General features: G+C 34.4%; 18 protein-coding genes and 4 tRNA genes. 18 read left to right on the top strand and 4 right to left on the bottom strand.

The genetic code is table 11. The annotated features are described in order from the left end of the window. Positions 1–1,171: choice-of-anchor Q domain-containing protein (locus ACY651_RS07125; RefSeq protein WP_462251123.1), on the top strand; the 1,171-nt coding region annotated here is incomplete at its 5' end. 11 nt (positions 1,172–1,182) lie between these two features. Here ACY651_RS07125 and ACY651_RS07120 read toward each other — a convergent pair. After that, positions 1,183–2,325, bottom strand: coding sequence for an acyltransferase family protein (locus ACY651_RS07120; RefSeq protein ID WP_462251121.1), 1,143 nt, complete (start codon positions 2,323–2,325; stop codon positions 1,183–1,185). Between the two features lie 57 nt (positions 2,326–2,382). Then, positions 2,383–3,663: a tyrosine--tRNA ligase gene (gene tyrS, locus ACY651_RS07115; protein WP_462251119.1), complete on the bottom strand. Its 1,281-nt coding sequence runs from the start codon at positions 3,661–3,663 to the stop codon at positions 2,383–2,385. Positions 3,664–3,972: 309 nt separating this feature from the next. Between tyrS and ACY651_RS07110 the strand changes: the two genes are divergently transcribed. Together ACY651_RS07110 and porU2 are read left to right on the top strand one after the other, a co-directional pair. Beyond that, positions 3,973–5,079, top strand: a complete 1,107-nt coding sequence (locus ACY651_RS07110) for a putative type IX sorting system protein PorV2 (protein WP_462251117.1) — start codon at positions 3,973–3,975, stop codon at positions 5,077–5,079. Positions 5,080–5,097: 18 nt separating this feature from the next. After that, on the top strand, positions 5,098–10,206 hold the full coding sequence (gene porU2 / locus ACY651_RS07105) for a putative type IX secretion system sortase PorU2 (RefSeq protein ID WP_462251115.1): 5,109 nt from the start codon (positions 5,098–5,100) through the stop codon (positions 10,204–10,206). Between the two features lie 74 nt (positions 10,207–10,280). Here the strand turns inward: porU2 and ACY651_RS07100 are convergent, their stop codons facing one another. Beyond that, positions 10,281–11,591, bottom strand: a complete 1,311-nt coding sequence (locus ACY651_RS07100) for a hypothetical protein (protein WP_462251113.1) — start codon at positions 11,589–11,591, stop codon at positions 10,281–10,283. 193 nt (positions 11,592–11,784) lie between these two features. Between ACY651_RS07100 and hscA the strand changes: the two genes are divergently transcribed. From hscA to ACY651_RS07065, 7 genes are all read left to right on the top strand, one after another. Then, positions 11,785–13,644, top strand: coding sequence for a Fe-S protein assembly chaperone HscA (hscA, locus tag ACY651_RS07095; RefSeq protein WP_462251111.1), 1,860 nt, complete (start codon positions 11,785–11,787; stop codon positions 13,642–13,644). A gap of 75 nt (positions 13,645–13,719) precedes the next feature. Then, positions 13,720–15,150, top strand: coding sequence for a hypothetical protein (locus ACY651_RS07090; protein WP_462251109.1), 1,431 nt, complete (start codon positions 13,720–13,722; stop codon positions 15,148–15,150). Positions 15,151–15,186: 36 nt separating this feature from the next. Further along, positions 15,187–16,392: a hypothetical protein gene (locus tag ACY651_RS07085; RefSeq protein ID WP_462251107.1), complete on the top strand. Its 1,206-nt coding sequence runs from the start codon at positions 15,187–15,189 to the stop codon at positions 16,390–16,392. Between the two features lie 44 nt (positions 16,393–16,436). Continuing rightward, the gene (locus tag ACY651_RS07080) at positions 16,437–17,366 is read left to right on the top strand and encodes a glycosyltransferase family 2 protein (RefSeq protein ID WP_462251105.1); all 930 of its coding nucleotides are present in this window, start codon (positions 16,437–16,439) and stop codon (positions 17,364–17,366) included. A 1-nt stretch (position 17,367) separates the two neighbouring features. Continuing rightward, positions 17,368–18,150 (top strand): class I SAM-dependent methyltransferase, encoded by a 783-nt coding sequence (locus ACY651_RS07075; protein ID WP_462251103.1) that lies wholly within the window; start codon positions 17,368–17,370, stop codon positions 18,148–18,150. An 82-nt stretch (positions 18,151–18,232) separates the two neighbouring features. Continuing rightward, a complete protein-coding gene (gene rffA / locus ACY651_RS07070) occupies positions 18,233–19,396 on the top strand; it encodes a dTDP-4-amino-4,6-dideoxygalactose transaminase (protein WP_462251101.1) in 1,164 nt (387 codons plus the stop codon). Positions 19,397–19,406: 10 nt separating this feature from the next. After that, complete coding sequence (locus ACY651_RS07065) at positions 19,407–20,960, top strand: hypothetical protein (RefSeq protein WP_462251099.1); 1,554 nt, start codon at positions 19,407–19,409, stop codon at positions 20,958–20,960. Here the strand turns inward: ACY651_RS07065 and ACY651_RS07060 are convergent. Continuing rightward, entirely contained in the window at positions 20,953–21,549 is a 597-nt protein-coding gene (locus ACY651_RS07060; RefSeq protein WP_462251097.1) for a riboflavin synthase, read from the bottom strand. The two genes, ACY651_RS07065 and ACY651_RS07060, sit on opposite strands and share 8 nt — an antisense overlap. A 195-nt stretch (positions 21,550–21,744) precedes the next feature. Between ACY651_RS07060 and rpsU the strand changes: the two genes are divergently transcribed. The 8 genes from rpsU to ACY651_RS07020 all read left to right on the top strand — a co-directional run. Then, a complete protein-coding gene (rpsU, locus tag ACY651_RS07055) occupies positions 21,745–21,939 on the top strand; it encodes a 30S ribosomal protein S21 (RefSeq protein WP_430986878.1) in 195 nt (64 codons plus the stop codon). 65 nt (positions 21,940–22,004) lie between these two features. Then, a complete protein-coding gene (locus tag ACY651_RS07050) occupies positions 22,005–22,907 on the top strand; it encodes a tyrosine-type recombinase/integrase (RefSeq protein WP_462251095.1) in 903 nt (300 codons plus the stop codon). 201 nt (positions 22,908–23,108) lie between these two features. Next, entirely contained in the window at positions 23,109–23,408 is a 300-nt protein-coding gene (locus ACY651_RS07045) for an HPF/RaiA family ribosome-associated protein (RefSeq protein ID WP_462222823.1), read from the top strand. Between the two features lie 196 nt (positions 23,409–23,604). Continuing rightward, a tRNA-Thr gene (locus ACY651_RS07040) sits at positions 23,605–23,677 on the top strand. An 88-nt stretch (positions 23,678–23,765) separates the two neighbouring features. After that, positions 23,766–23,848: transfer RNA gene (locus ACY651_RS07035), tRNA-Tyr, on the top strand. 105 nt (positions 23,849–23,953) lie between these two features. Continuing rightward, positions 23,954–24,026, top strand: a tRNA-Gly gene (locus tag ACY651_RS07030). A gap of 32 nt (positions 24,027–24,058) precedes the next feature. Beyond that, a tRNA-Thr gene (locus ACY651_RS07025) sits at positions 24,059–24,130 on the top strand. A 181-nt stretch (positions 24,131–24,311) separates the two neighbouring features. Continuing rightward, the coding region (locus ACY651_RS07020; protein ID WP_462251093.1) for a GTP-binding protein at positions 24,312–24,515 on the top strand (204 nt) is incomplete at its 3' end.

Raw genomic sequence — 24,515 nt, 5'->3', positions numbered from 1 at the left:
ATTTAATACAGCCACAGGTGGCGGTGGCGGCATTGATAATTTTGGATATAACGGTAATGCAAGTCCTGTTATTACCAATTGTATTTTTTATGGTAATACAGCAACAGACAGAGCAGGAGCAATGTACTGTTGGGGTGGTGGCAATGGCAATGCAAGCCCAACAATTTTAAATTCTGTTTTTGTCAACAATTCATCGGTAGATGGTGGTGGTATTGTTTCCGACAGAACAAATTTTGTTTCAGGAAATTCAGGGACGGCTAACCCAACTGTTCGTAACAGTATTTTTTGGGGTAATTCGGCCAGTGGCACGGGGCCACAGTTTTATATTTTGGGCGGTGCTGGTTTTACTGCCACTTTTTCTGCCATAGATATTAGCAATCAAAATGTGCCTCATACAATTACCGGGCCTGGTACAGGTAATATTTTTATTGCTCCTGCATTTGTAAATATTGCCAATGCTGCCGGTACAGACAACTGCTGGCTTACGAATGATGATGGTTTACATTTGCAAGTAGGCTCAACCGGTATAGATGCTGGTGATAATGCCGGTGTGCCGGTTTTTGATATCCGGAATTACAACAGAATTATAAATGGGGTTGTAGATTTAGGGCCTTATGAGTTTAATTCAACAGTACTTCCGGTTAGTTTAACTAGTTTTTTGGGCCACTCAAATGGAATGAGCAATATCCTTTTCTGGAGCGTTACTTCAGAAAACAATAACCGGCTATTTGAAATAGGTAGAAGTACTGACGGTATTTCATTTGAAAAAATTGGAGAAGTAAATGCCGAAGGCAACAGCAGTAGTGTAAAGCAGTACCAGTTTGTTGATGATAGGCTAATAGGTAAACAATACTATTATTACCGGTTAAAACAAATTGATGTTGATGGAAAATTTTCGTTAAGTAATACAATTTTACTAACTAACCCGGGTAAAAAACAGAATGTACTTGTTTTTCCCAATCCTGTGGTGAACAGCGCTACAGTTTTATTTCAGAAAAAATTATTATTGGGGGAAGAATTTTTATTGCTAAACAACTATGGTAAGTTGATTGATAGAATGATTTTTAAAGGAACATCAGGTACAATTAATTTAACTGGAAAAGTTTCTGGTTTATATTTTTTAGTAAGTCAAAAACTTGGAGTAATCATAAGTATTACTAAAATAAAATAGCAGTTACAGTGTTATGTTTCATTATCAATTCTTGTATTAGAACTTGCCACTGCCGTAAATCTTGCCTTAATTTTTAAGAAACGTTTTTCAAAATACTCGTACGATAACCAGGAGAGCAAAATAGTAGATCCAACTACAAATGTGTACACCACAATATATTTAAGTACTGGTGTAAGGTGGACATCTTTTAGCAACATGGCAGAAAAAAAAATGATCAGCGGGTGAATAACATACATACCGTATGATATCTTTCCTAAAAAATCAAAAATTTTAATATCAAGATTTACCAGCCTGTTTTTTACAGTTATTTGCCCAATTATAAGAATTACAGTTACGGCACTTACTATCTCATGATCAATTACTGAGGCAATATGAAATTTGTTGAGCAGTAAAAGTAAAATAACCATCCATGCAATGGCCTGTGCTAATTTGGAGCCTGCTATTTTTAAAAATAAAGCCTGTTGATTAAAATAATAAATAGCACCAAGGCTTCCTATCAGCATGCAGTCAAAACGAATAACATTAAAGCTTGCAGCAACTATTGTTTTCATGTAAAAAAAGTGAAAAAAACATTTCAATAATATAAACACAACAATAAAAGCAATCACAAAAACTTGCAACTTACTTTTTATTTTCTTTACTACCCATGGCCAGAATAAATAATATTGTTCCTCTACACCCAGCGACCAGTAATGCCTTAAATAGGGTAATGTTGATTCTGCTATAAATGGGATATTCTCTAAAATAAAGGGAAAGTTTGCTGCAAAAAATATATACAGTAAAAGTGTACCTCCGTTAAAATAAAGTTTAAAATAAAAAATTACAGCAACTGTTGCAGCTAAATACAAATAGTACAAAGGCCAAATCCGCAGCAGCCTCCTGAAATAAAAATTTTTGATGTTTATTTCCTGTTGCTTTTTTTCGGCCAATAATAAATAAGTAATAAGGAAACCACTTAATGCAAAAAATATAGTAACGCCAAACCCCGCCATGGCAAAACCTTTGGGCTTTCCATCTGCTAAAGTGCCAAAAAGATAAGGGCTTAAATTAAACCGGTCAAAATCAAGCGTAAGGTGAAAAACAACAACAGACAATGCAGCCAATGTTCTTAATCCGTTCAATCCGGGAAAGTAAATTGGTTTGCTGCTCTTCATTAAAATAATTTAGGGGTTATTTTGCTGATAAAATATTTGAAACGATTTTTAATTATTTTAATTGCAGCTTATCAAATAATAATTCTTCTTGCCTTTTTGTATTAATAAATATTTGTTGTGCAGCAACATAGAGCTTTCAATTTTCAACTCCGTGCCCACCACTTTTTTTCTGTTGATGCTTAGGCCGCCATTTTGTATCATCTTCCTGGCTTCACCTTTGCTGAAAAAAATATCGGTATCAACAAGTAAATCAATAACTGCAACACCTTCTTTTATTTTATAAGCAGGGTAATTGTTTTTCACAATGCCCTCCATAGTATTTAAATCGTCTTCACTTAAATCTTCGGCTGCAGCATTGGTATTGGCAAATAATTTATCAGTGGTTTCTATGGCTTTGTTATATTCATTTTGGCCGTGTACAAAAACAGTAATTTCTTTTGCAAGCATTTTTTGCAATATTCTTTTAGCGGCATCCTGTTTATGTTCGGCAATTAAAGCATCAATAGTTGCCTTATCTAAAAAAGTAAAAATCTTAATCCATCCTTCTGCATCAATATCATTGGCATTTAACCAAAATTGGTAAAACTGGTAAGGAGATGTTTTGACGGCATCTAACCAAATATTTCCTTTTTCTGTTTTACCAAATTTACCGCCATCTGCTTTTTTTATTAAGGGGCAGGTAAAAGCAAAAGCTTCGCCACCATCTTTTCTCCTTATTAATTCGGTACCGGTAACAATATTACCCCACTGGTCGCTGCCGCCCATTTGCAATTTGCAGTTTTTGTTTTTGTACAGCCAGTAAAAATCGTAACCCTGTACCAGCTGGTAGGAAAATTCTGTAAAGCTCATACCAGTTTCACCATCCAATCTTTTCTTTACACTGTCTTTCGCCATCATATAGTTTACGGTAATATGTTTTCCTACATCTCTTATAAAATTCAGGAAAGAAAAATCTTTAAACCAGTCATAATTATTAGCCATTTCAGCAGCATTTTTTTTGCTGGCATCAAAATCTAAAAATTTTTCTAATTGCGCTTTTACGCAGGCAACATTATGGTTTAAAATGTCTTCGCTTAATAAATTACGTTCCTCGCTTTTACCACTGGGGTCGCCAACCATGCCAGTGGCTCCGCCAACAAGAGCAACCGGTTTGTGCCCTGCTTTTTGTAAATGAATTAATAGAATAATGGGCACTAAACTGCCAATATGCAAACTGTCGGCAGTAGGGTCAAAGCCAATGTAAGCCGTTGTCATTTCTTTGTTTAACTGTTCTTTTGTACCCGGCATAATATCCTGTATCATGCCCCTCCATTGTAATTCTTCAATTAAATCTTGCATAAAAATTATTTATAAAACTTTGGGCTTGTTGTTTTCGTATTTATTATGTAAACATTTTGGCAAAAATGCTTATAAAAAATGATAAAACCACAGGTTCAGCAGGTTGCAAAACAATTTATCATCTTTAAAGCATCCAATTGATTATAAAAAGACTCTTTAAAATTGCGGCAAGATAAAAGGGGATAAGATATTGTATTTGCTGGCTATATATTGCTTAATTTTAATTGGAATATTAACACAATTTACCAAGTATTAATACGTTTAAGTCTATATCCTTTAAAATTCACGGCTAACCCCCAAATAATATTTATGAGATTATACGCCAAAACTGGTTTGTTATTGCTGTTACTTTATCCGGCAATTGGCTTTGCACAGTTTAGAAAATACTCCAACGAATTTTTAAATATAGGTGCAGGTGCAAGAGGTCTTGCAATGGGTAATGCACAAGTAGCTTCGGCAAATGATGCTACTGCAGGTTACTGGAATCCTGCTGGTTTAGTAGGCGTAAAAGATAACCCCAATCTTAATTTAATGCATGCCGATTATTTTGCAGGCATAGCAAAGTACGATTATGCAGCTCTGGCAATTCCCATTCAGGATAATAAAAGAACCATTGGTTTATCAGTGCTTCGTTTTGCCGTTGATGATATTCCTAATACGCTTTACCTGGTAGAACCGGATGGCAATTTTAATTACAGTAATATTAAAACTTTCTCTTCTGCCGATTGGGCATTTCTTTTTTCGTATGCACAAAGTATTAAAGCCACCGAAACTAAAAAAATAAGTTTTGGTGTAAATGCTAAAGTAATTTACCGTAAAGTGGGCACTTTTGCCACAGCCTGGGGCTTTGGTATAGATGCCGGTATTCAAATGCATGGAAAAAAAGGACATTTTGGTGTGGTGGCAAGAGATTTAACTACAACATTCAATGCATGGTCTTTTAAATTTACTGATAAAGAAAAAGAAGTGTTGTATTTAACTAATAATGAAATACCGGTTAAATCTACAGAACTAACGGCACCCCGTATAGTAATTGGCGGGGGTTATAATTTCAGGTTAGGCAAAGCAGTAAATCTTATGGCAGAAGCAAACCTTGATGTAACATTTGATGGTAAAAGAAATACAGTAATCAGCAGCAACCCGGTAAGTATTGACCCTCATGTGGGGCTGGAAGCAAACATAAAAGATGTGTTTTTTGTAAGAGGTGGTATTACAAATTTTCAAAAGGCTTTAGCCGATGGAGATACTACTAACAAAAAAGAAGTATGGATATACCAGCCCAGTGTTGGTGCAGGCTTTAAAGTAAAAAACGTGATGATAGATTATGCATTTACCAATCTTGCCAATCAATCAAATCCATTATATACCCATATATTTTCTTTACGTATAAATTTGGTGAAAAAAGAAAAAGAATAAAACTTAATTGAACCTGTTATGAAAAAATTTTTATTTACCGCAGTTATTTCTATGCTTGCTGTTGCAGGCTTTTCGCAATTAAATAACAGCTGGATAGACTATAATAAAACCTACTATAAATTTAAGCTAACTAAAGATACCCTTTGCCGTATTGCACAGCCGGTGCTGGCAACAGCAGGTTTAGCAAGTACTCCGGCACAAAATTTTCAACTTTGGCGTAATGGAAAAGAGGTAAGGTTATACACCTCTGTTGCTACGGGTACATTGGGTGCAGGCGACTATATTGAGTTTTGGGGAGAAATGAATGATGGTAAATCAGATAAGACCTTATACAGGGATACCGACTTTCAATTAGATGATAAATACAGTTTATTTTCTGATACTTCAACTTATTACTTAACTGTAAATACTTCGGGTGCCAATTTAAGATATACAGCAACAGCTAACCCTGTAGCAGGAAATGTTTTGCCAGCTGAAACGTATTTTATGCGTAGGGTAGAAGCCCATTACAAAAACCAAATAAACCGTGGCCTTACCTCTCCGTTGGGTGCCGAAAATGTTTATTCATCAGCTTATGATAAGGGAGAAGGCTGGACAAGCAGTGATATTAATACCTGCTGTGCGTTAAGTAATGTTTTTAATGGTACTAACAGGTTTGCAGGTGGCCCTGCCAACAGTGTTATGTTTACTGTAGCAGCATTTGGAAATTCGCCCCTTTTTACAAGAGATTTGGGTGCGAAAATTAATACAACCAATGTATTGCCGGCTGTAAATCCAATGCCTTATAACAATTATCATAAAGATACTGTACGTAATTTGCCTTTATCAATAATTACAAGCCCTTCATTTATTGGTGTGAGCATAAAAGGCGAAAATTCATCCAATGCTGCCAATGATCGTGTTGTTGTTGCTACTTTTTCTGTTACTTACCCCGCTACTTTTAATTTTAATAACGAAAAGAATTTTTATTTTGAATTAGCCCCTTCAGCTTCGGGTAATTATATTGTAATTGATAATTTTAATACTAACGGGCTTCAGCCAATATTATATGATGCTACTGATGGCCGCAGGTATTTAGGTGATATAACTACACCCGGTCAGGTTAAATTTGCTTTACCGGCATCACCCAGCCCTGTTAGAAAATTTAATTTAATAAGTCAGCATGAAACTAATATCAATCTTGTTGCCACAGTAACTTCTAAAACATTTTTAAATCTTTCTATTGCAGCAAACCAGGCCGATTATATTATTATCAGCAACCCGGCTTTGTATAATAATGGCGCAGGTGTAAATTATGTAGATCAGTACCGTCAATACCGCAGTTCGGTTGCAGGTGGCAGCTACAATGCAAAAGTGTACAATATTGATGAAATTACAGAGCAGTTTGCGTTTGGTATCAATAAGCATCCTGTAGCAATAAGAGATTTTGCACGCTATGCCGATCAGCAGTTTGCAGCCAAACCAAAATTTGTTTTTTTAATAGGAAGGGCCGTTACTTATAATGATTATAAAATTAACCAGGCAAGTCCCGATGCTGATAAACTTAATCTGGTACCAACATTTGGCTGGCCGGCTTCAGATATTTTACTGGTAAGCAACCCCGGTACAGCCGTGCCGGTTATTCCTGTTGGCCGTATTGGTGCCATAAACGGAAATGAGGTAGCCAATTATCTCGAAAAAATGAAAGAGTACGAGTTGGTACAAAAATCAACTACCCAAACTGTTGCTAACAAAGCCTGGATGAAAAATATGGTTCATATTTCAGGCGGAATAGATAGTACTGAAACAGCTGCTTTTAGAGGTCATTTAAATCGATATAAAGTTGTAGCAGAGGATACATTATATGGTGCTAATGTAGAAACTTTTGCGAAATCGGGTACGGGTGCAGTGCAGGAAGCAAACAGTAACCGTATTGATCAACTGTTTAAAGAAGGCTTGGGCTTTATGACTTATTTTGGCCATTCATCTGCTAATACACTGGCATTTAACCTCAGTAACCCTGATACCTATTTAAACCAGGGTAAATACCCTTTCTTTAATGTTAGTGGTTGCAGTGCCGGTAATTTTTACAGCTTCGATCCTAACCGTATAGCCGGCAGTATGTCTTTATCAGAAAAATATATTTTTACCAAACAAAAGGGGAGTATTGCTTTTTTTGCTGATACCCATTTTGGCATAGAGCCATTCCTTGATTATTACAACACCAGTTTTTACAATGAATTTTGTAAAAAGAATTATGGAGGTACAGTTGGTGACCAAATTAAAAAAATAACGCAGAATTTGGGAGGTACCAATCCATCACTTGATTATTATACCAGGATACACCTGGAAGAATTAGCATTGCATGGCGACCCGGCTTTAAGGATTTATGCTCATGCAAAACCGGATTATATAATAGAAGAGCAACTGATAAAAATAAGCCCTTCAATAATTTCGGTTGTGGATAACAGTTTTAACCTTAATGTTAAAATGCTGAATATCGGCATGGCCATTAATGATTCCATGAGGGTTACGGTAAAGCGTAAATTGCCTAACGACAGTATTAAAGTTTTATACAGCCAGCTTATCCGTGCGATAAAATACAGCGACTCGGTAGTTTTAGTGGTACCCATAAATCCCGGAACTGATAAAGGACTAAATAAAATAATTGTTACACTTGATGTAGATAACAGGGTGTCTGAACTTTCTGAAATGAACAATGGCGCAGAAAAAGAATTTTATATTTACGAGGATGAATTGCGCCCTGTCTATCCTTATAATTTCTCTATTGTTAACCAGCAGAACCTTACTTATACTGCAAGCACAGCAAATCCTTTAGGGGCAATGCGCCAGTATGTAATGGAAGTTGATACTACAGAATTATTTAACTCATCGTTTAAAAAATCATTTAATGCATCTGGTGTTGGAGGTGTGGTGGAATTTAAACCCACCAATATAACTTTTACCGACAGCACAGTGTATTACTGGAGAACTTCAATGGTGCCCATTGGTAACGCAGTAATAATTTGGAACACCGCATCTTTTGTGTATTTACCTGCAGCTACCAATGGTTGGAACCAATCTCATTTGTTCCAGCATTTTAAATCGGGCTACACTAATATGACGTTAGACAGCGCCTCAAGAAATACAAAATTTAATCCCAGAATATCTGCAATAGTTACTAATAATGGAATGTTCCCTACAAGTTTGTCCGAAGGTAATGAGTTTAATTTGCAGATAAATGGGGCACAGTATATTCAGGAAGTTTGTGAAGGACAAACTTTTGTCTTCACTTTGTTTAACCCTGCTTCGCTGAATCCTGTAATAAATGCATTACCTGGCTCGCCTGGTAGATGGGGAAGTGTAAATCCATGTTCAGCAACAACACAATATGATTTTGCGTTTCCGTACAATAATAATCCTACTTTAGCTGCAGGTCTTTTAAACCGTAAAAAGATAAGGGATTTTATGGATTCGATTCCTTCCGGTTATTATGTAGTTTTAAGAATTACAATGTCAGATCCTAATGGTTATCCATTTTATCCGTGGACGTATGCGCAAGATTGGAAACTGCAGGATGAAGCGGCTTATGGTGTTGGTAATTCTTTAACTACCAAACTTAAAAATGCTGGCTTTGCGTTGGTTGATTCTTTTAGCAGGCCCCGTTTATGGACCTTTGTTTACAAAAAAAATGATAACAGTTATACACCTAATTTTGGCTTTAATAATGGAACTGAAAAGCATAATTATGAAACTACCATTTTTGGCAAGCAGGCCGAAGGAACAATCAGTTCGCCTGTTTTTGGGCCATCAAAAAAGTGGGAGTTTTTGCACTGGCGTGGTGGCAGCCTGGAAAATCCAACTGCTGATATAACTAATCTAGAAGTATACGGAATTAATAATGCCGGTACATCAACACTGTTAAAAACTATTACTGCAGCAAAGGATACCACTTTAGACTTTGTTGATGCAAACCTGTATCCTTACTTACAGTTAAAAATGTATAACAGCGATTTTAGTGTGGCTACACCTTATCAATTAAACTACTGGCGTGTTAACGGGCAGATAGTTCCCGAAGGTGCTGTGGCAGGTAATATATTGTATCAAATGAAAGATACTGTGGATCAGGGAGAAATAATTGATTTTAAAGTGGCCTTTAAAAATATAAGCCCTGCAAAGTTTGACAGCGCAATGAAATTTAAAGCGGTGATTACTGATTATAATAATCAACCACATCCTTTAACTGTTCCCAATGGTAAAATACTTGTAGCAGGCGATACACTTAGTATTCAGTTTAAAATTGATACTAAGGATTACCCCGGTAACAATACTTTATTTGTGGATGTTAATCCTAACAACGATCAGCCGGAACAATTGCATTTTAATAATGTGTTGTTTAAAGATTTTTATGTTAGGCCGGATAATTTTAATCCTTTGCTTGATGTAACTTTTGATGGGGTACATATTTTAAACAAAGATATTGTAGCGGCTAAGCCACACATCTATATAAAACTAAAAGACGAAAGTAAAACGCTTGCCTTAACAGATACCGCATCAATAAAAGTACAGGTTCGTTATCCTGATAATACTTTGCATAGCTATAATTTTGGTGATACTATGCGTTTTAACCCTGCAAATTTGGGCAGCGGTGAAAACAGTGCCAGCATTGATTTTGCTCCATACTTTACTCTTGATGGCGAATATGAATTAATTGTTTCGGGTAAAGATGTAATTGGTAATAAAGCAGGTACACTGGATTATCATGTAATGTTTAGTGTTATTAACAAACCAATGATATCAAACTTGCTTAACTATCCTAATCCGTTTACAACATCTACTGCATTTTTATTTACAGTAACCGGCAGCGAAGTACCGCAAAATATAAGGATACAAATTTTAACCATTACGGGTAAAGTGGTAAGAGAAATAACTAAAGACGAGTTAGGCCCGTTGCATATTGGAAGAAATATTACCGATTTTAAATGGGATGGAACTGATATGTACGGTCAAAAGCTGGCAAATGGGGTTTACCTGTACAGGGTACTTACCAATCTTAATGGAAAATCGTTAGAAAAATACCAGGCAGATGGTGATAAAACCGATAAGTATTTTAACAAAGGATATGGTAAGATGGTGCTTATACGTTAACAGGCAATAATTTTATTTATACGAGGCTGCAAATAAAGCAGCCTCTTTTTTATTAAAAAAATTTTAAATAAAATTTAATGTTTCAGGTATTTATTTTCTATTTTGTCTATTTGTTTTATAATACTATTGGCTATTATTTCATGAGCTTTTAAATTTGGATGAGCATCAACAAGAATACTGTCTTTTCCGTTAAATCTCCAATGATTAAATTCTTTAGAATAATTTTTGGTTGCACTGAGTTTTAGATAATTGCCTAAGGCAGAATCAGCTTCGGCATAATAAACAGTGTTATCCGAAAACAGTTGATGAGATTTTTTTGAGTATTCAATATCCCCCATATTCAAGACAATTATTTTTGTTCCATAATTATCTGCTATTTGCTTAATGCTGTTGTATGCAAATTTTTCTGCAAGGGCTGCATTTGTTGCAGGTTTAAAGCGGCTTCCGGTCAGCGTCAGTATTTTATTTTTTTGATACAACCAATCTTCCTTTAAATAGAATGAAATTCCTTTTGTGAATAAAAATTTTAGAAAATTATTATTGTACTGGTTTTTAATTTGTGTAGCATCTAAGTTAAAAGCTTGTGTTTTAAAAGCAGGATATTCCAAACTATATTTATCTGCGATTAAGGAAAAATATGGAGTAGGCAAATATGCATAATAATTAGGGGCATATACATTTAAACTTCTGCCCGCCAACCATTGGCTGTACTGTACAACTAAATACTTTGGCCTGTACTCTGGCAGTAGTTTTTCTGCAAGAATTAGCATGTGTGCAAGGCCATAACTGCAAACTCCTGCATTTATATAAGTAAGGTTTTTTTGTTTTGCTGTAATATGGCAAAATGTTTCCTCAGCAAAACATGCATCACCATAAGTAAATGAACATCCCAGAAACAATAAATCAACCTTACCGGGTATATTGTGTTTTAATGAATCTGACAACGGAACTCTAAATCCATTTTGATCATAAGCCATAGGTATTTTTTCACCGATAGGAAAAGTATGAAAAGCTTTCGCATTTGGAACAGGCTTAAACCCAAGTGTATCGTCGGTTTGGTGAGCAATACCTTCCCAACCCCTTTTTTTTTCTGCTGTTAAATATTCAAACAATTTATACGACCGGTAAACTATTGTATTAAAATATACAAATGCAATTATGGAACCAGCAAAAATCAGTGAGAAAATTATTCCCCCTCTCCAGCGGTTAAAAATATTGAAGGACCAATATTTTTTATACAATACGGAAATTGTTAAAACTGCTGAATAAAATCCAGGAATATATTTTGCCGGAGCGATGCCGACCTTTTGAATAACCATGTATAATATGCCAAATGGCAAAGCCCAAAAAACAGAGAGTATAATTAAAGTCGACAGTTTTTTCATCAGCTTTATATGCTTTTGTATTTTGGGCCTTGCAATAAAAATAGTATTTAATAATTTAAAAATTATGAGTTTTAATTTTACTGCTGCCAATCCTGTTTCCGTTCAGTTTTTTTTAAAATAAAAATTCTCCTGTTACTATCTTTCATTTGCAAAATTTACCAGCCCTTATTCATTAACTTTGCAAAAAAAATACATGGCTAAAATAGCTATCAACATAGCAACCGGCAGTTTGCAGCAAAACGAAATTATTGTAGGCATCGATTTAGGCACAACCAATAGTTTGGTGGCCATTATACATCCCGAAAGTAAAAAACCTGTAGCGCTGAAAGAGCATAACAGCAGTTCACTGGTACCTTCAGTTATTCATTTTGGTAAAGAAGGAAATTTGGTTGTAGGAGATGAAGCAAAGCAATATTTAATTACTGACCCGGCACATACTATTTTTTCAGCAAAGCGGTTGATGGGTAAAACATACAATGATGTAGCAGTAAATGCATCTTCTCTTGCCTATAAAATTATTGATGATGAAGGCAGGCTGGTAAAGGTTCAGGTAGAGGATAAATTTTATTCTCCTGTAGATCTGTCGTCGCTTATTTTAAAGCAATTAAAAACACAGGCCGAACATATTTTAAAAACCACCGTTAGCAAAGCAGTTATTACTGTGCCTGCATATTTTAATGATGCACAGCGCCAGGCTACAAGAGATGCCGGTAAATTAGCAGGGCTTGATGTGTTGAGAATTATTAACGAACCTACTGCTGCCAGTTTGGCTTATGGCTTTGGTTTACATAAAGACGATTTAAAAACAATTGCGGTATATGATTTTGGCGGGGGTACTTTTGATATTTCTATCCTCACCATCAACAATGGCATATTTGAAGTATTGGCCACCAACGGTGATACATTTTTAGGCGGCGATGATTTAGACATGGCTATTGTTAATCACTGGATAACAAAAAATAATTTTTCTAACAGTGACGAAACAATCCAGCAACAATTACGGATAGTAGCAGAAAATGCAAAAAAATATTTATCAGCTGCTGATAATTTTTTTGCAACTTTTAATGATAAAAATATAATACTCACAAAATCTGAATTACAGGAAATAATAAAACCAATTATTGATAAAACAATAGTTTGCTGTACTAATTCATTAAAAGATTCAGGGATAACAAAAAAGGAAATTGATGAAGTAATAATGGTAGGCGGCAGTACCCGAACTCCATTGGTTAAACAAATGGTGAGCAATTTTTTTGGCAAACCGGTTAACGATAGTGTTAACCCCGATGAAGTGGTAGCATTAGGTGCCGCAATACAGGCTGATATTTTAGCTGGTAATACAAAAGGTTTTTTACTGTTGGATATTACACCACTGTCATTAGGATTAGAAACAATGGGAGGTCTGATGGATGTGTTGCTGCCACGTAACAGCAAAATTCCTGCAAAGGCTGCAAGGCAATATACTACTTACAAAGATGGACAGAGTGGAATGAAGATTGCAGTTTATCAGGGCGAAAGAGATATGGTTACGGATAACCGAAAACTGGCCGAATTTAATTTGTCGGGCATACCCGCAATGCCTGCAGGTATGGCAAAAGTAGAAGTGAGCTTTTTAATAAATGCAGATGGCATACTGGTGGTAAATGCTAAAGAATTAAGAAGCGGTATTGAGCAGTCTGTGCAGGTAAAACCACAATATGAGCTAACCGATGAGGATGTTGAAAAAATGCTTTTAGATTCTATGCAAAATGCACAAAAAGATATTGCTAACAGGGCATTGGTAGAAGCAAAAACAGAAGCAGAACAACTATTGCAAACCACTGAAAAATTTATTCAGAAAAATATTTCCGAATTAACAAAGCAGGAACTTAGTGAAACTTCACTGGCAATGCAGGCTTTGCAATTATCATTGCAAATGGAAGATAAAAATTTAATTCAAACAAAAACTGAGGAACTGAATAATATTTCGAGGCCCTATGCAGAAAGGATTATGGATGGCGCTATAAGTAAATCTATGAAAGGCGAAATGATGGGTAAATTTAGAAACCTGTAGTTTAATTTATTAAAAATAGTTACTTGGTATACATTTTTTAAGAGCGTATAAAAACTACTAATCGTTTTCAAATTAATGCTTAAATATAATCCCAAAATCTCAAACTTTACTTTTGAAGCTATAGCGTTGTTGGCTATTTTGAGTATATATTTTTGGTTGTTTTTGCAGGTTGGCAGCAATTACCTGCCGGTGTGGAGCGATGAATTTTTTTATTATACGAATGCATATTCTTTTTTTGAGAACAATACACTGCAGGCAGCCTTAACTTTTAACGGAAGCGGGAGCAGGTTAATTGGTGCCGATGCTCATGGTTTTGCTTATCCATTGTTAAATGGCGGCATTGCAAAAATATTCGGGTGGCATACTTTAAATTTTATCTATACAAATTTTTCTTTTGTTGCAGCATCGTTAGCATTAATCTGGTTTCAAAAAAATATGTCTTCCCGCCAAAAATTTTTAATAACCATTTCCGTTTTATGCTTTCCTTTTTTTGCGCTCTTTGGGTTTACTTACATGCAGGAGAGCATACATATTCTTTTTGCCATAACCAGCAGTTTTTTAATTTATAAAATTTACAAAACCGGGCAAAATAAACATTGTATAATATTTGTGTTGATTATTTTGATAGCTGGAGTATTCAGGCCTTTGTGGTTTTTTTGGTTAATTGGGTTAATACCATTTGCAAAAAATAAATTACAAAAAAGCGCCTTTATCTTTATTTTTTTAGCAGGTATTTTAGCTTCATTTGCCTTTACTTATTTTTTTACTGAGGCTGTTCCTAACTATTTTTCCTCTATAATTAATTTAATACAGCAGGGTAATTTTATTGCGGCATTCACTTCATTGGTAAAGCATTTTACTTATAATATTTATGCTTATTTTTTTTCGGCAAATGATGCATTGATTTACCTGCCGGTTAAGTATTTAATAATGCTGCCTTTAATTGTTTTTATTGTAAAAGCAGTTAAGTATAAATCTAAATTATATACTTCAATTGCTTTTATTGGAGCCATAAATTTTTTGATGCTGTTTTTATTTTATGATGTTTTTAAATGGAGGGAGATACGTGTTTTGGCTCCATTCTTTTATTTTTCTGTATTTTATTTGATAACTGAAACGGGACAGTATTTTAAATACATCCTGGTTGTTGTTTTAGCTGTACTTTTTATTTTAACACTGCCTTTAACAAAGCAATGGATACAGGGACGTAACATACATTTTGCAGAAGAGGTTAACAGCAGTAAGGCTGCATTTGACTTTATTGCACAAAAAGCAGAAGGCGGCAAGGTGATATTTATAAATTATACACCAGCTGATTCTTCCCTGGATTTGATTCAGCTTCCTGTAAAAAATATAACGAACCATCCGATAAGGTATATTGCCCCATATTACAATTCAAAAAAGATGGTGTACGATTATATTTTGAATAAACCCGATGCTGCCTCAAAGGATGGTGTTTTAATTTCAAACAAATATTATCAATTACAAAACATTCGACGACCATAATAAAATAAAAGAATAATAATAGTATAATTTTATATAATGATCAGGTACTTAAAAAAAACATTTTATTTTTCAAAAACTGATTTGATAGTTGGCGGCAGTTTAATGTTGATTTTAATTTTTTATTACGCAGTAATACTTACTGGCAGAATTGCAACAGACCTGCAACCTCATGCAAAAATGGCGTATGGTTTTGCCCAAGAGCATGTGAAGCTGCCTGCAAATTTTTTATATTTTTTTCTTGTTGCCTTATTCAGTGGTTTTTCCGGGCACTACGTTGTGTATTATATACCAACTGTTTTTTTATTGTGCAGCGCAATAACAGCTAAATATTTTATCACAAAAAATTATTTAACCCAATATTGTTTATTCCCTGACAAAAAAGTAAAATATGCCTACTTACTTGCAACAGCAATGCTGTTTATTTTTGCAATACCCGGGGTTAATTATTTTTTGTCCAATGAGTTTTACATGGGACAATTGGTGCCAAACGTTTGGCACAATTCCACAATAATCTTTTTAATGCCGTTTAGTGTATTGCTCTATTTTAAATCATACGATTATTTGTTTTTACAAACAGAAAAATCCCGAAAGGAAAAACTGGTGATCTTGTTGCTAGTTTTAGCAAATGCTTTAATTAAACCCAGCTTTCTGTTTGCTTTATTACCATCTGTAGCAGTATATTTTTTGCTGGAGAATATTGTTGCTAAAAAGAATAAGATACCATGGGTTAATATTTTGCCGTTTTTTATCGGGGTAGTGGTTATTGCTATTGAATATTATCTTATTTATAAATTATATTTCGTAGGTAGCGCCGGAAATGAAAAAAATAAATCGGATGTTATAATAGCTCCTTTTGTTATCTGGAAAATATTTTCACCCAATTGCCTGGTTGCTTTTTTAACTTCTTGTTTTTTTCCTCTTGTATATATTATAATTACAAAAGGGCAGGTATTAAAAAACAAGTTAGTTCAATTTGCTGCTGTTAATTATGTTATGGGATTGCTTATCTGGATCTTTTTGGCAGAGGATGGAATTAGAAAATCTGACGGCAACTTTTACTGGCAGATTGTAGCGGTAAGTTATTTACTTTTTTTTACGCTTTTAATTGAGTTTGTCAATTCAGTCAGGTTAGGAACTATTACAAAAACAAGACAATGGTTAATTGGCGGAGCATTTTCACTTCATTTTATATGGGGCGTATATTATTGGCTAAAAATTATTATTTTTAAGGGTTATAGTTAATGTGTGTTATTTAATACATTGATCGTTGGTTTGAAATTTAAATTATGTTATTTTCTATAGTTATTCCGGTATACCAGGCCATAAATATTATTGATGAGCTTTTGTCAAGAATTAAAACAGCAATGCAATTTGCTGAAGGCGATTATGAAATTATACTGGTTGATGATGGAAGTGCTGATAACTCCTGGGATTCAATAGAAAAACTTGCGGCAGCCAACTCTTGTATTACCGGTGTTAAGCTAAGCAGAAACTTTGGCCAGCACCACGCTATTACTGCAGGTCTTGATTTTTGTAGAGGCGAATGGGTAGTAGTAATGGATTGTGATTTGCAGGATCGCCCCGAAGAAATAGAACGGCTTTATAGTAAGGCTAACGAAGGCTACGATATTGTTTTTGGAAGGCGTAATAATCGCACCGACTCATTCTGGAAAAAAACATTCTCTGTTATATTTTACAAAGTGTATAGTTATTTAACAGGAATAAACTATGATGGAACTATTGCTAATTTTGGTATTTACTCCAGTAAAGTAATTGCAGTAATTAAAAGTATGAAAGAACCTATGAGGGCTTTTGCACCAATGGCCCGTTGGGTTGGGTTTAAAAAAACAAGTATCGAGGTAGAGCATGGAAAAAGATTCTCTGGCAAAACAACTTATAGTTTGGGTAAACTTATTGGCCTTGCATTCGATATTATTCTGTCATACTCCGATAAGCCATTAAAAATAATTGTGCGTCTTGGTTTTTTTATATCAGCATCTGCATTTATTGCAGCATCATATACCTTGTATAAATATTTCAGCGGCCAAATATCAGTTTCGGGTTATACCAGTATAATAATTTCAATTTGGTTTTTGGGAGGGCTTATTATTTTAATTTTAGGCGTATTGGGATTATATATATCCCGTATATTTTCAGGCATAAAAAACCGTCCACTGTATATAGTAGATAAAACAATTAGTATCAGTAAAAAATAGCATGATGGATTTTATTTACAATTTTTGGGAAAATCAGGCAGAAAAATACGGAGCCTCTCATGAGGCATCCTGGGGAGATGTATACGCTATCGATCTGGAGATTAATAATATTGCTTCACATATTTCGGAAGGCAAATCAGTTCTGGACGTGGGTTGTGCTAATGGTTTTGCACTTATAAAACATGCGCAAAATTTTAAACTGGCAGAAAGTAATGGTATTGATTTCTCTCCGAAAATGGTAGAAATGGCAAATATGGCTTTAGCTAAAGCGGAAAATAATTCTCCTATTCATTTTAGTGTTGGAGATATCCGTTGTTTAGATTTTCCAGATGCGAAATTTGATATTGTATATACCACAAGAGTATTGATAAATTTACCAAACTGGCAAGAGCAAATCAAAGGGATTGATGAATGTATCCGTGTAACAAAACCTGGTGGTAAAATTATTTTTTCAGAGGCATTTTGGGAGCCATTAGTTAAATTGAATGCCCTGCGAATAATTTTTGGTTTGCCAAGCTTAGTAGAACATGATTTTAATAGATATTTAAAAAAATCTAACCTCAATGCTTATTTAAACTCTATTAAAACAGAGTTCGAAGTAAACGACTTTTCTTCACTTTATTATTTGGGGAGCAGGTTAATCAGGGATTTAATACCAGAATCTAAAACTTTTGTGGGGTATGATAACCCGGTTAACAAAATATTTCACAATATTGAAAAAGACTTTTCGGGAGGCGATGTTGGAATTCAGCAAGCATACATAATCAAAAAGCCTTTATCTTAAAGCAACTTACATTTCTTTTAGGATAAAGGAGTAAATAAATAATTTGTATAGCTTGAAAACATTGGTCATTTAAAATTGCTTTATGTCACTGAATAATCATTATTTAGTATTTCAAAATAAACCATATATAACTGGCAATGAGTTTCAATACATTCAAAGTGCAATAACAAATCGCCACCTTTCCGGCAACGGCAAGTACACCAATCTTTGTCAAATTTTTTTTAAAGAAAAGTATGGCTTTAATAAATGCCTGCTCACTACATCATGTACCGATGCACTTGAAATGTGTGCTATACTTTTAAATATACAACCCGGTGATGAAGTTATCATGCCATCGTTCACTTTTGTTTCTACTGCTAATGCATTTATATTAAGAGGAGCTAAAATTGTTTTAGCCGATACTAATTCGGGTAACCCAAATATTGATGAAAATAGTATTGAAAAATTAATAACAAAAAATACAAAAGCAATTGTGGTGGTACATTATGCAGGCATTGCATGCAAAATGGATTCAATAATGGCCATTGCCAATAAACATAATGTATTTGTTGTAGAAGATGCGGCACAGGCAGTAGATAGTTTTTTTATAAATAGCAACAATGTAAAACAACCACTTGGAAGTATTGGGCATCTGGCAGCATTTTCTTTTCATGAATCAAAAAACATTCAATGCGGCGAAGGTGGGATGCTTGTAGTTAACGACAAAAGATTTATTGAACGAGCTGAAATAATTTGGGAAAAAGGAACCAACAGGGCTGCATTTTTCAGGGGGGAAATAGATAAATATAATTGGGTAGATGTGGGCTCTTCTTTTCTGCCTTCTGAAATAACTGCAGCTTTTTTGTATGCACAGTTGCAAGCTCTGGATGAAATACAGAAAATCCGCAGAGAAAATTGGCAATTGTATTATGATGGATTATTACAACTGCATCAGCAACAAAAATTAAAGCTGCCCCATGTTCCCCCATATGCAACCAATAATGCTCATATATTTTATTTGGTGTGTAAAAATTTAACCGAAAGGGATAAGTTGATTTTATTTTTAAAAGAGAAAGGAATTCAGTCAATGTTTCATTATCCGGGACTGCATTTAAGCCCTTTTTATTTAAGCAGTCATAGTAAAGCAGAAATGTTGGTAAAAACAGAAAAATTTTCTGATTGTTTATTACGCCTGCCATTATATGTTGAATTGGAAAAGGAAAACATAAATTTTATTATCAGTTTAATTAATGAGTTTTTCCAATAAAAATGGGTTAATGAAAAGTCATTCTGTTATAAATCGCTGCTATTTTTATTTAATTATCTTAGGTATAACAGGAGCCGCTATTTTTTTAGCAGTAAAAAATTTATTCTTTTTTGATGAGGATATATTTGTTGCTGGCAATAATAATTTTATGCAGGATGTATGGCAACGGTCGTTTATTGTTAAACTTACTTTTATTGCAAATAGTTTTATTAGTGGAAAAAATGCTGCAGGTTACCATTATACAAATCTTGTTTTACATCTTGCAAATGCTTTGCTTGCTTTGTTTGTTTTTAAAGAATTACTCAAATCGGTGGCAAATTATTTAAACCAGTTTCAGTTAACCGTTATTCCCTTTATCTTCCTAATGGTTTTTTTAATTACTCCCATTCACAGCGAACCGCTGTGTTATTTATTAGCAAGGTGCAGTACAGTAGTAACTTTATTTTGTCTTATCTCAATTTTACTTTTTTTAAAAGCTGCACAAAAAAATAAACTTCTTATTTTTCTAAGTTTGTTAAGTTTTTTATTGGCGCTCTTTTCTTACGAAATAAGCTGGATGCTTCCCTTTATAATTTTAAGTATAGTTATTTTTACGGCTTATGTAAAGGGGGAATCTGTAAAAAAGAATAGCTGGATTGTCACTCCTTATTTTTTTATTTTCGCCGCCTGGTTTGTTATTAAAATTATTATCGTCAATAAAATGGAGGTATCCGATTATAAAGATGATAACCTGTTTAGTATAAGTTTTACAACATTAGTTAAAAACACTGCCATTCTGTTCCTGCGCAATTTTATTCCTCCATTTAAAAGTACTGTTGTGTTTGTAACAGGAAGTATTGGGTTTATTATTTTTCTTCTTTCAGCATTAATTATTTTATTTAAAAAGCAGCGAAAAATATTTTATTTTTTGATGTTACTACTAGTTAATACTGCTTTTGGTTTTGCAGCAGCAGTAGTATTTGGTATAGATTCTCATGATTCAGAATCAGAAAGATATATTTATTTTTCCTCCGTATTTGCACTCATGTTGCTATCTGTTTTGTTAGTGATGCTGATCAAAAATAAATTACTGCTTTTAATAGTAATCGGTGCGTTATGCAGCTTTTATGCATATTCTCTTTTTAAAACTATAAATTATTATAAAGCCGCAGGTAACTTTTCCAAAAATTATTTGCAAACAATTGATAAAAAACTAAAAACCGGCGATGCACTTTTATTTGTAAATATGCGGTCTCAATTTAATGGAGCGCTTATGTTCAGGGCAAAAAGCAGGATGGCGGGTAATACTAACGATAAGGTGAGTATTATTCAGGAGTATTTAAGTTATCTCTACGCTAAAAATAATACCTGTTTTACACTTTCTGCTAAAGAATTAACCAGTGTTCCACAACATTTAATATTGTATGAAAAGCCTGTGGACAGTATTGCTGTCTATTTTCCTGAAGTAAAATTCAACAAACAAAATTTTGAAATTAGTGTAGAAGAAAACAATAAGTATTCTTTTAAACAAAATAACACTGCTGTAATTGCATTAAAAGATAGTGCAGTATATATTTTTAGATAATTGCTTTTTGCTGCAGCATACGTTGCACATATTTCCCCAGCATATCAAATTCCACATTCACTCCATCACCTTTTTGTAATCCATTAATATTGGTATACTCATAAGTATAGGGAATTACAGCCACACTAAAACTATTGGTACCCACATTAAAAAGGGTGAGGCTGATGCCATTTAAAGTAATAGAACCTTTTTCTATAATTAAAGCACTAAATTTTTCAGGAAAAGTAAAACTGTATTCCCAGCTACCACCTTTTTCAATAACAGCAATGCATTCAGCCGAAGCATCCACATGACCCTGTACAATATGCCCATCTAAGCGCCCATTCAATTGCATGCATCGTTCTAAATTTACAATTGAACCCTGCTGCCAGGCGGCCAAATTGGTTTTTAAAAGAGTTTCTTCTATTGCAGTAACCCGGTGCATACCATTTTTAATTTCCTCTACGGTTAAGCAAACACCACTGTGGCTAAGGCTTTGGTCAATTTTTAATTCGCCTGATAAGGAAGAAGCTACCCAAAAAATTTTATTGGTTCCATTACTTTGTACCTCCTTTATAACTCCTGTATTTTCAATTATTCCTGTAAACATGCCCCAAATTTCGGAATTTGTTAGTACATCGAAATTTTATTTCGATTATTAATTGATAGTAGCAGATTTATGGTAAAATGGTTCGAAATAAAATTTCGAAGTACAATCTTTTCATTTTTTAAATAATTCTGTTATCTTTGCCCCCTTGCTTTATTAAAAGCAGTATTTAAATCACCTAAAGGAGGTATATATTATATGTTAATTATTGATTCAAAAGATTGCGAAAACATCGACAAAGCGCTTAAGAAGTACAAAAAGAAATTTGAAAAAAGTAAAATTTTGTTGCAGTTAAGAGACAGGCAGGCTTTTACAAAGCCATCTGTTCGCCGTCGTAAAGAGGTTTTAAAGGCAATTTACAAAGATCAGGTTACTGCAGGTAAATTCGATTAAGAACATCCAGCGTAAATATATTCAACTGATATCCGGTTATTGTAACTTCGGGTATCAGTTTTTTTATGCCCACAACTATCCCCAAAGCGTTACAACATTTTGTAGAGTACCTTAAGTTTCAAAAAAGGTATTCGCAACACACCATTATTTCTTACCAAACCGACCTGGTTGCTTTTTTCGATTTTATTGAGCTCACTTTTGGCAACACAGCTTTGCCCGATATAAAAGCAACATTTATCCGTACCTGGCTGGCTAAATTAAAAGAGGGGGGAATGGAAGCAAAATCCATCAACCGTAAAATATCTACATTAAAATCTTTTTTCAAGTACCAGTTAAAGGAAGAGAGCATAACTGTTAGCCCAATGGGCACTGTAGTTTCACTAAAACTTAATAAAAGATTGCCTCAATTTGTGGAGAAGGAAGATATCAATACATTGTTTTCTCATGTAGAATTTCCTGATGACTGGCAGGGAAAAACAGACAGGATTTTACTGCAGTTATTGTACAACACCGGAATAAGGCAGGCCGAGCTGGTTTCATTAAAAGAAAACCAGGTTGACGCCTACAAAAACTCAATAAAAGTATTGGGCAAGGGAAATAAAGAAAGGATAATTCCGGTAAGCAATGAGTTAATGAGCTTTTTGAAAGATTATGTTGCTGAAAAGAGAAAAGTCTTTGAAAAATATGATGCTGATATATTGCTGATAAATGAAAAAGGCAAAAAACTATATCCAAAATATGTGTACAATGCGGTAAAAAAATACCTGACTAAAATTACAACCATAAGTAAAAAAAGCCCTCACGTGCTCCGCCATACATTTGCTACGCATTTAATGAATAATGGAGCCGATTTAAATGCGGTAAAAGAATTGCTGGGCCACAGCAGCCTTGCAGCTACACAAATTTATACACATAACTCTATCGAAAAGTTAAAAGACATTCATAAAAAAGCACACCCAAAGGCATAGCATTTTGTATATATGTTACAGTTTTGAAAACATTAAAAAATTTATAAGCCATCTGTAAAATTTTATTTTGTAAAGTACGTTTCAATTGGTAACTTCATTAAGCAAAAGAAAAACCCCTGATAACCACAAAAGATTGCCTATGTATTAAGTGTACCTAAACAAGTTCTTTCACATAATTTTTCACAGATTAAAATCAGAAGTATGAACGTAAACATTCAAACTGTGCATTTTGACGCAGACTCCAAGCTGGTATCTTACATCGAAAAAAAGGTTACTAAATTAACCCAGTTTCACGACAGGATTACCAAAGTAGATGTGTATTTAAAATTAGATAACGTAGTGCACAACATTAAAGACAAGATAGCAGAAATTAAAGTTCACATTCCACGTTGTGAGTTTTTTGTAAAACAATCATCTAAATCATTCGAAGAAAGTTTTGACACCGCATTAGATTCAGTAATCACACAAATAAAAAGAAAAAAAGATAAACAGGCAGCATAAAAAAACATCATCAAAATAACCACATCCCGCCACACGGCGGGATTTTTTGTTTTAGTTTATCAACATTTTGTAAATCAATACTAAAAAATTCCTTTTCAAACTTTTTGTATTAACCATTTTCTCTTACCTTTGCCTTCCGAAAAAAATAGGGCTGCTTTAGTGTGGACTAAATTCTGGAAAAAGTTCTTGTAAATAAGCCGAAGTAGCTCAGTTGGTAGAGCAGCTGATTTGTAATCAGCAGGTCGGGGGTTCGACTCCCTTCTTCGGCTCTGGCGGGTTAATTAGTTAATCGGTTAATTGGTGTGCGACTTTTATTAGTTGCCTTACCAATCAACTAATAAACAAATTAACTAGAAAGGGCAGATGGCCGAGTGGTTAAAGGCGACAGACTGTAAATCTGTTCACGTAAGTGTACGTAGGTTCGAACCCTACTCTGCCCACAGTTTCTGCCTTATTGAGGCAGCAGGTCTTTGAAATTTGAACATTGAAAATTGTTTATTGAATATTCAATAAACAATGCTCAATAATCAATATTCAATTTAAAAGCGGAAGTAGCTCATTTGGTAGAGCGATAGCCTTCCAAGCTATAGGTGGCCAGTTCGAGCCTGGTCTTCCGCTCATTTTTCTGCCTGCTGCGGCAGACTGATCAAGCCGTCGTAGCTCAGGGGTAGAGCACTTCCTTGGTAGGGAAGGGGTCGTGAGTTCGATTCTCACTGATGGCTCAATAAAGTTCTTTAAATTGAGTATTAGTGTGGTAGCTCAGGGGTAGAGCATCCCGATGATATCGGGAGGGTCGTGAGTTCGATTCTCACTGATGGCTCAATAAAAAAATTAAATTAAGTCCATGGTTTACAGACTTTAAACGACAACCATTTTTTCAAAACAAATATTAAAATATAAACAATGGCAAAAGAATCATTCAAAAGGGATAAACCCCATTTAAACGTTGGAACTATTGGTCACGTGGATCATGGTAAAACAACACTTACAGCCGCTATAACCGATGTTTTGTCAAAAAGAGGTTTGGCGGAGAAAAAAAATTATGATGATATTGATGGTGCACCTGAAGAAAAAGAAAGAGGTATCACAATTAATACCGCTCACGTA

It is taken from the genome of Ferruginibacter sp., from assembly GCF_031391665.1.
Lineage (GTDB): Bacteria > Bacteroidota > Bacteroidia > Chitinophagales > Chitinophagaceae > Ferruginibacter.
Note: the sequence above shows the minus strand (reverse complement) of the source record. Positions and strands in the feature narration are given on the sequence as shown.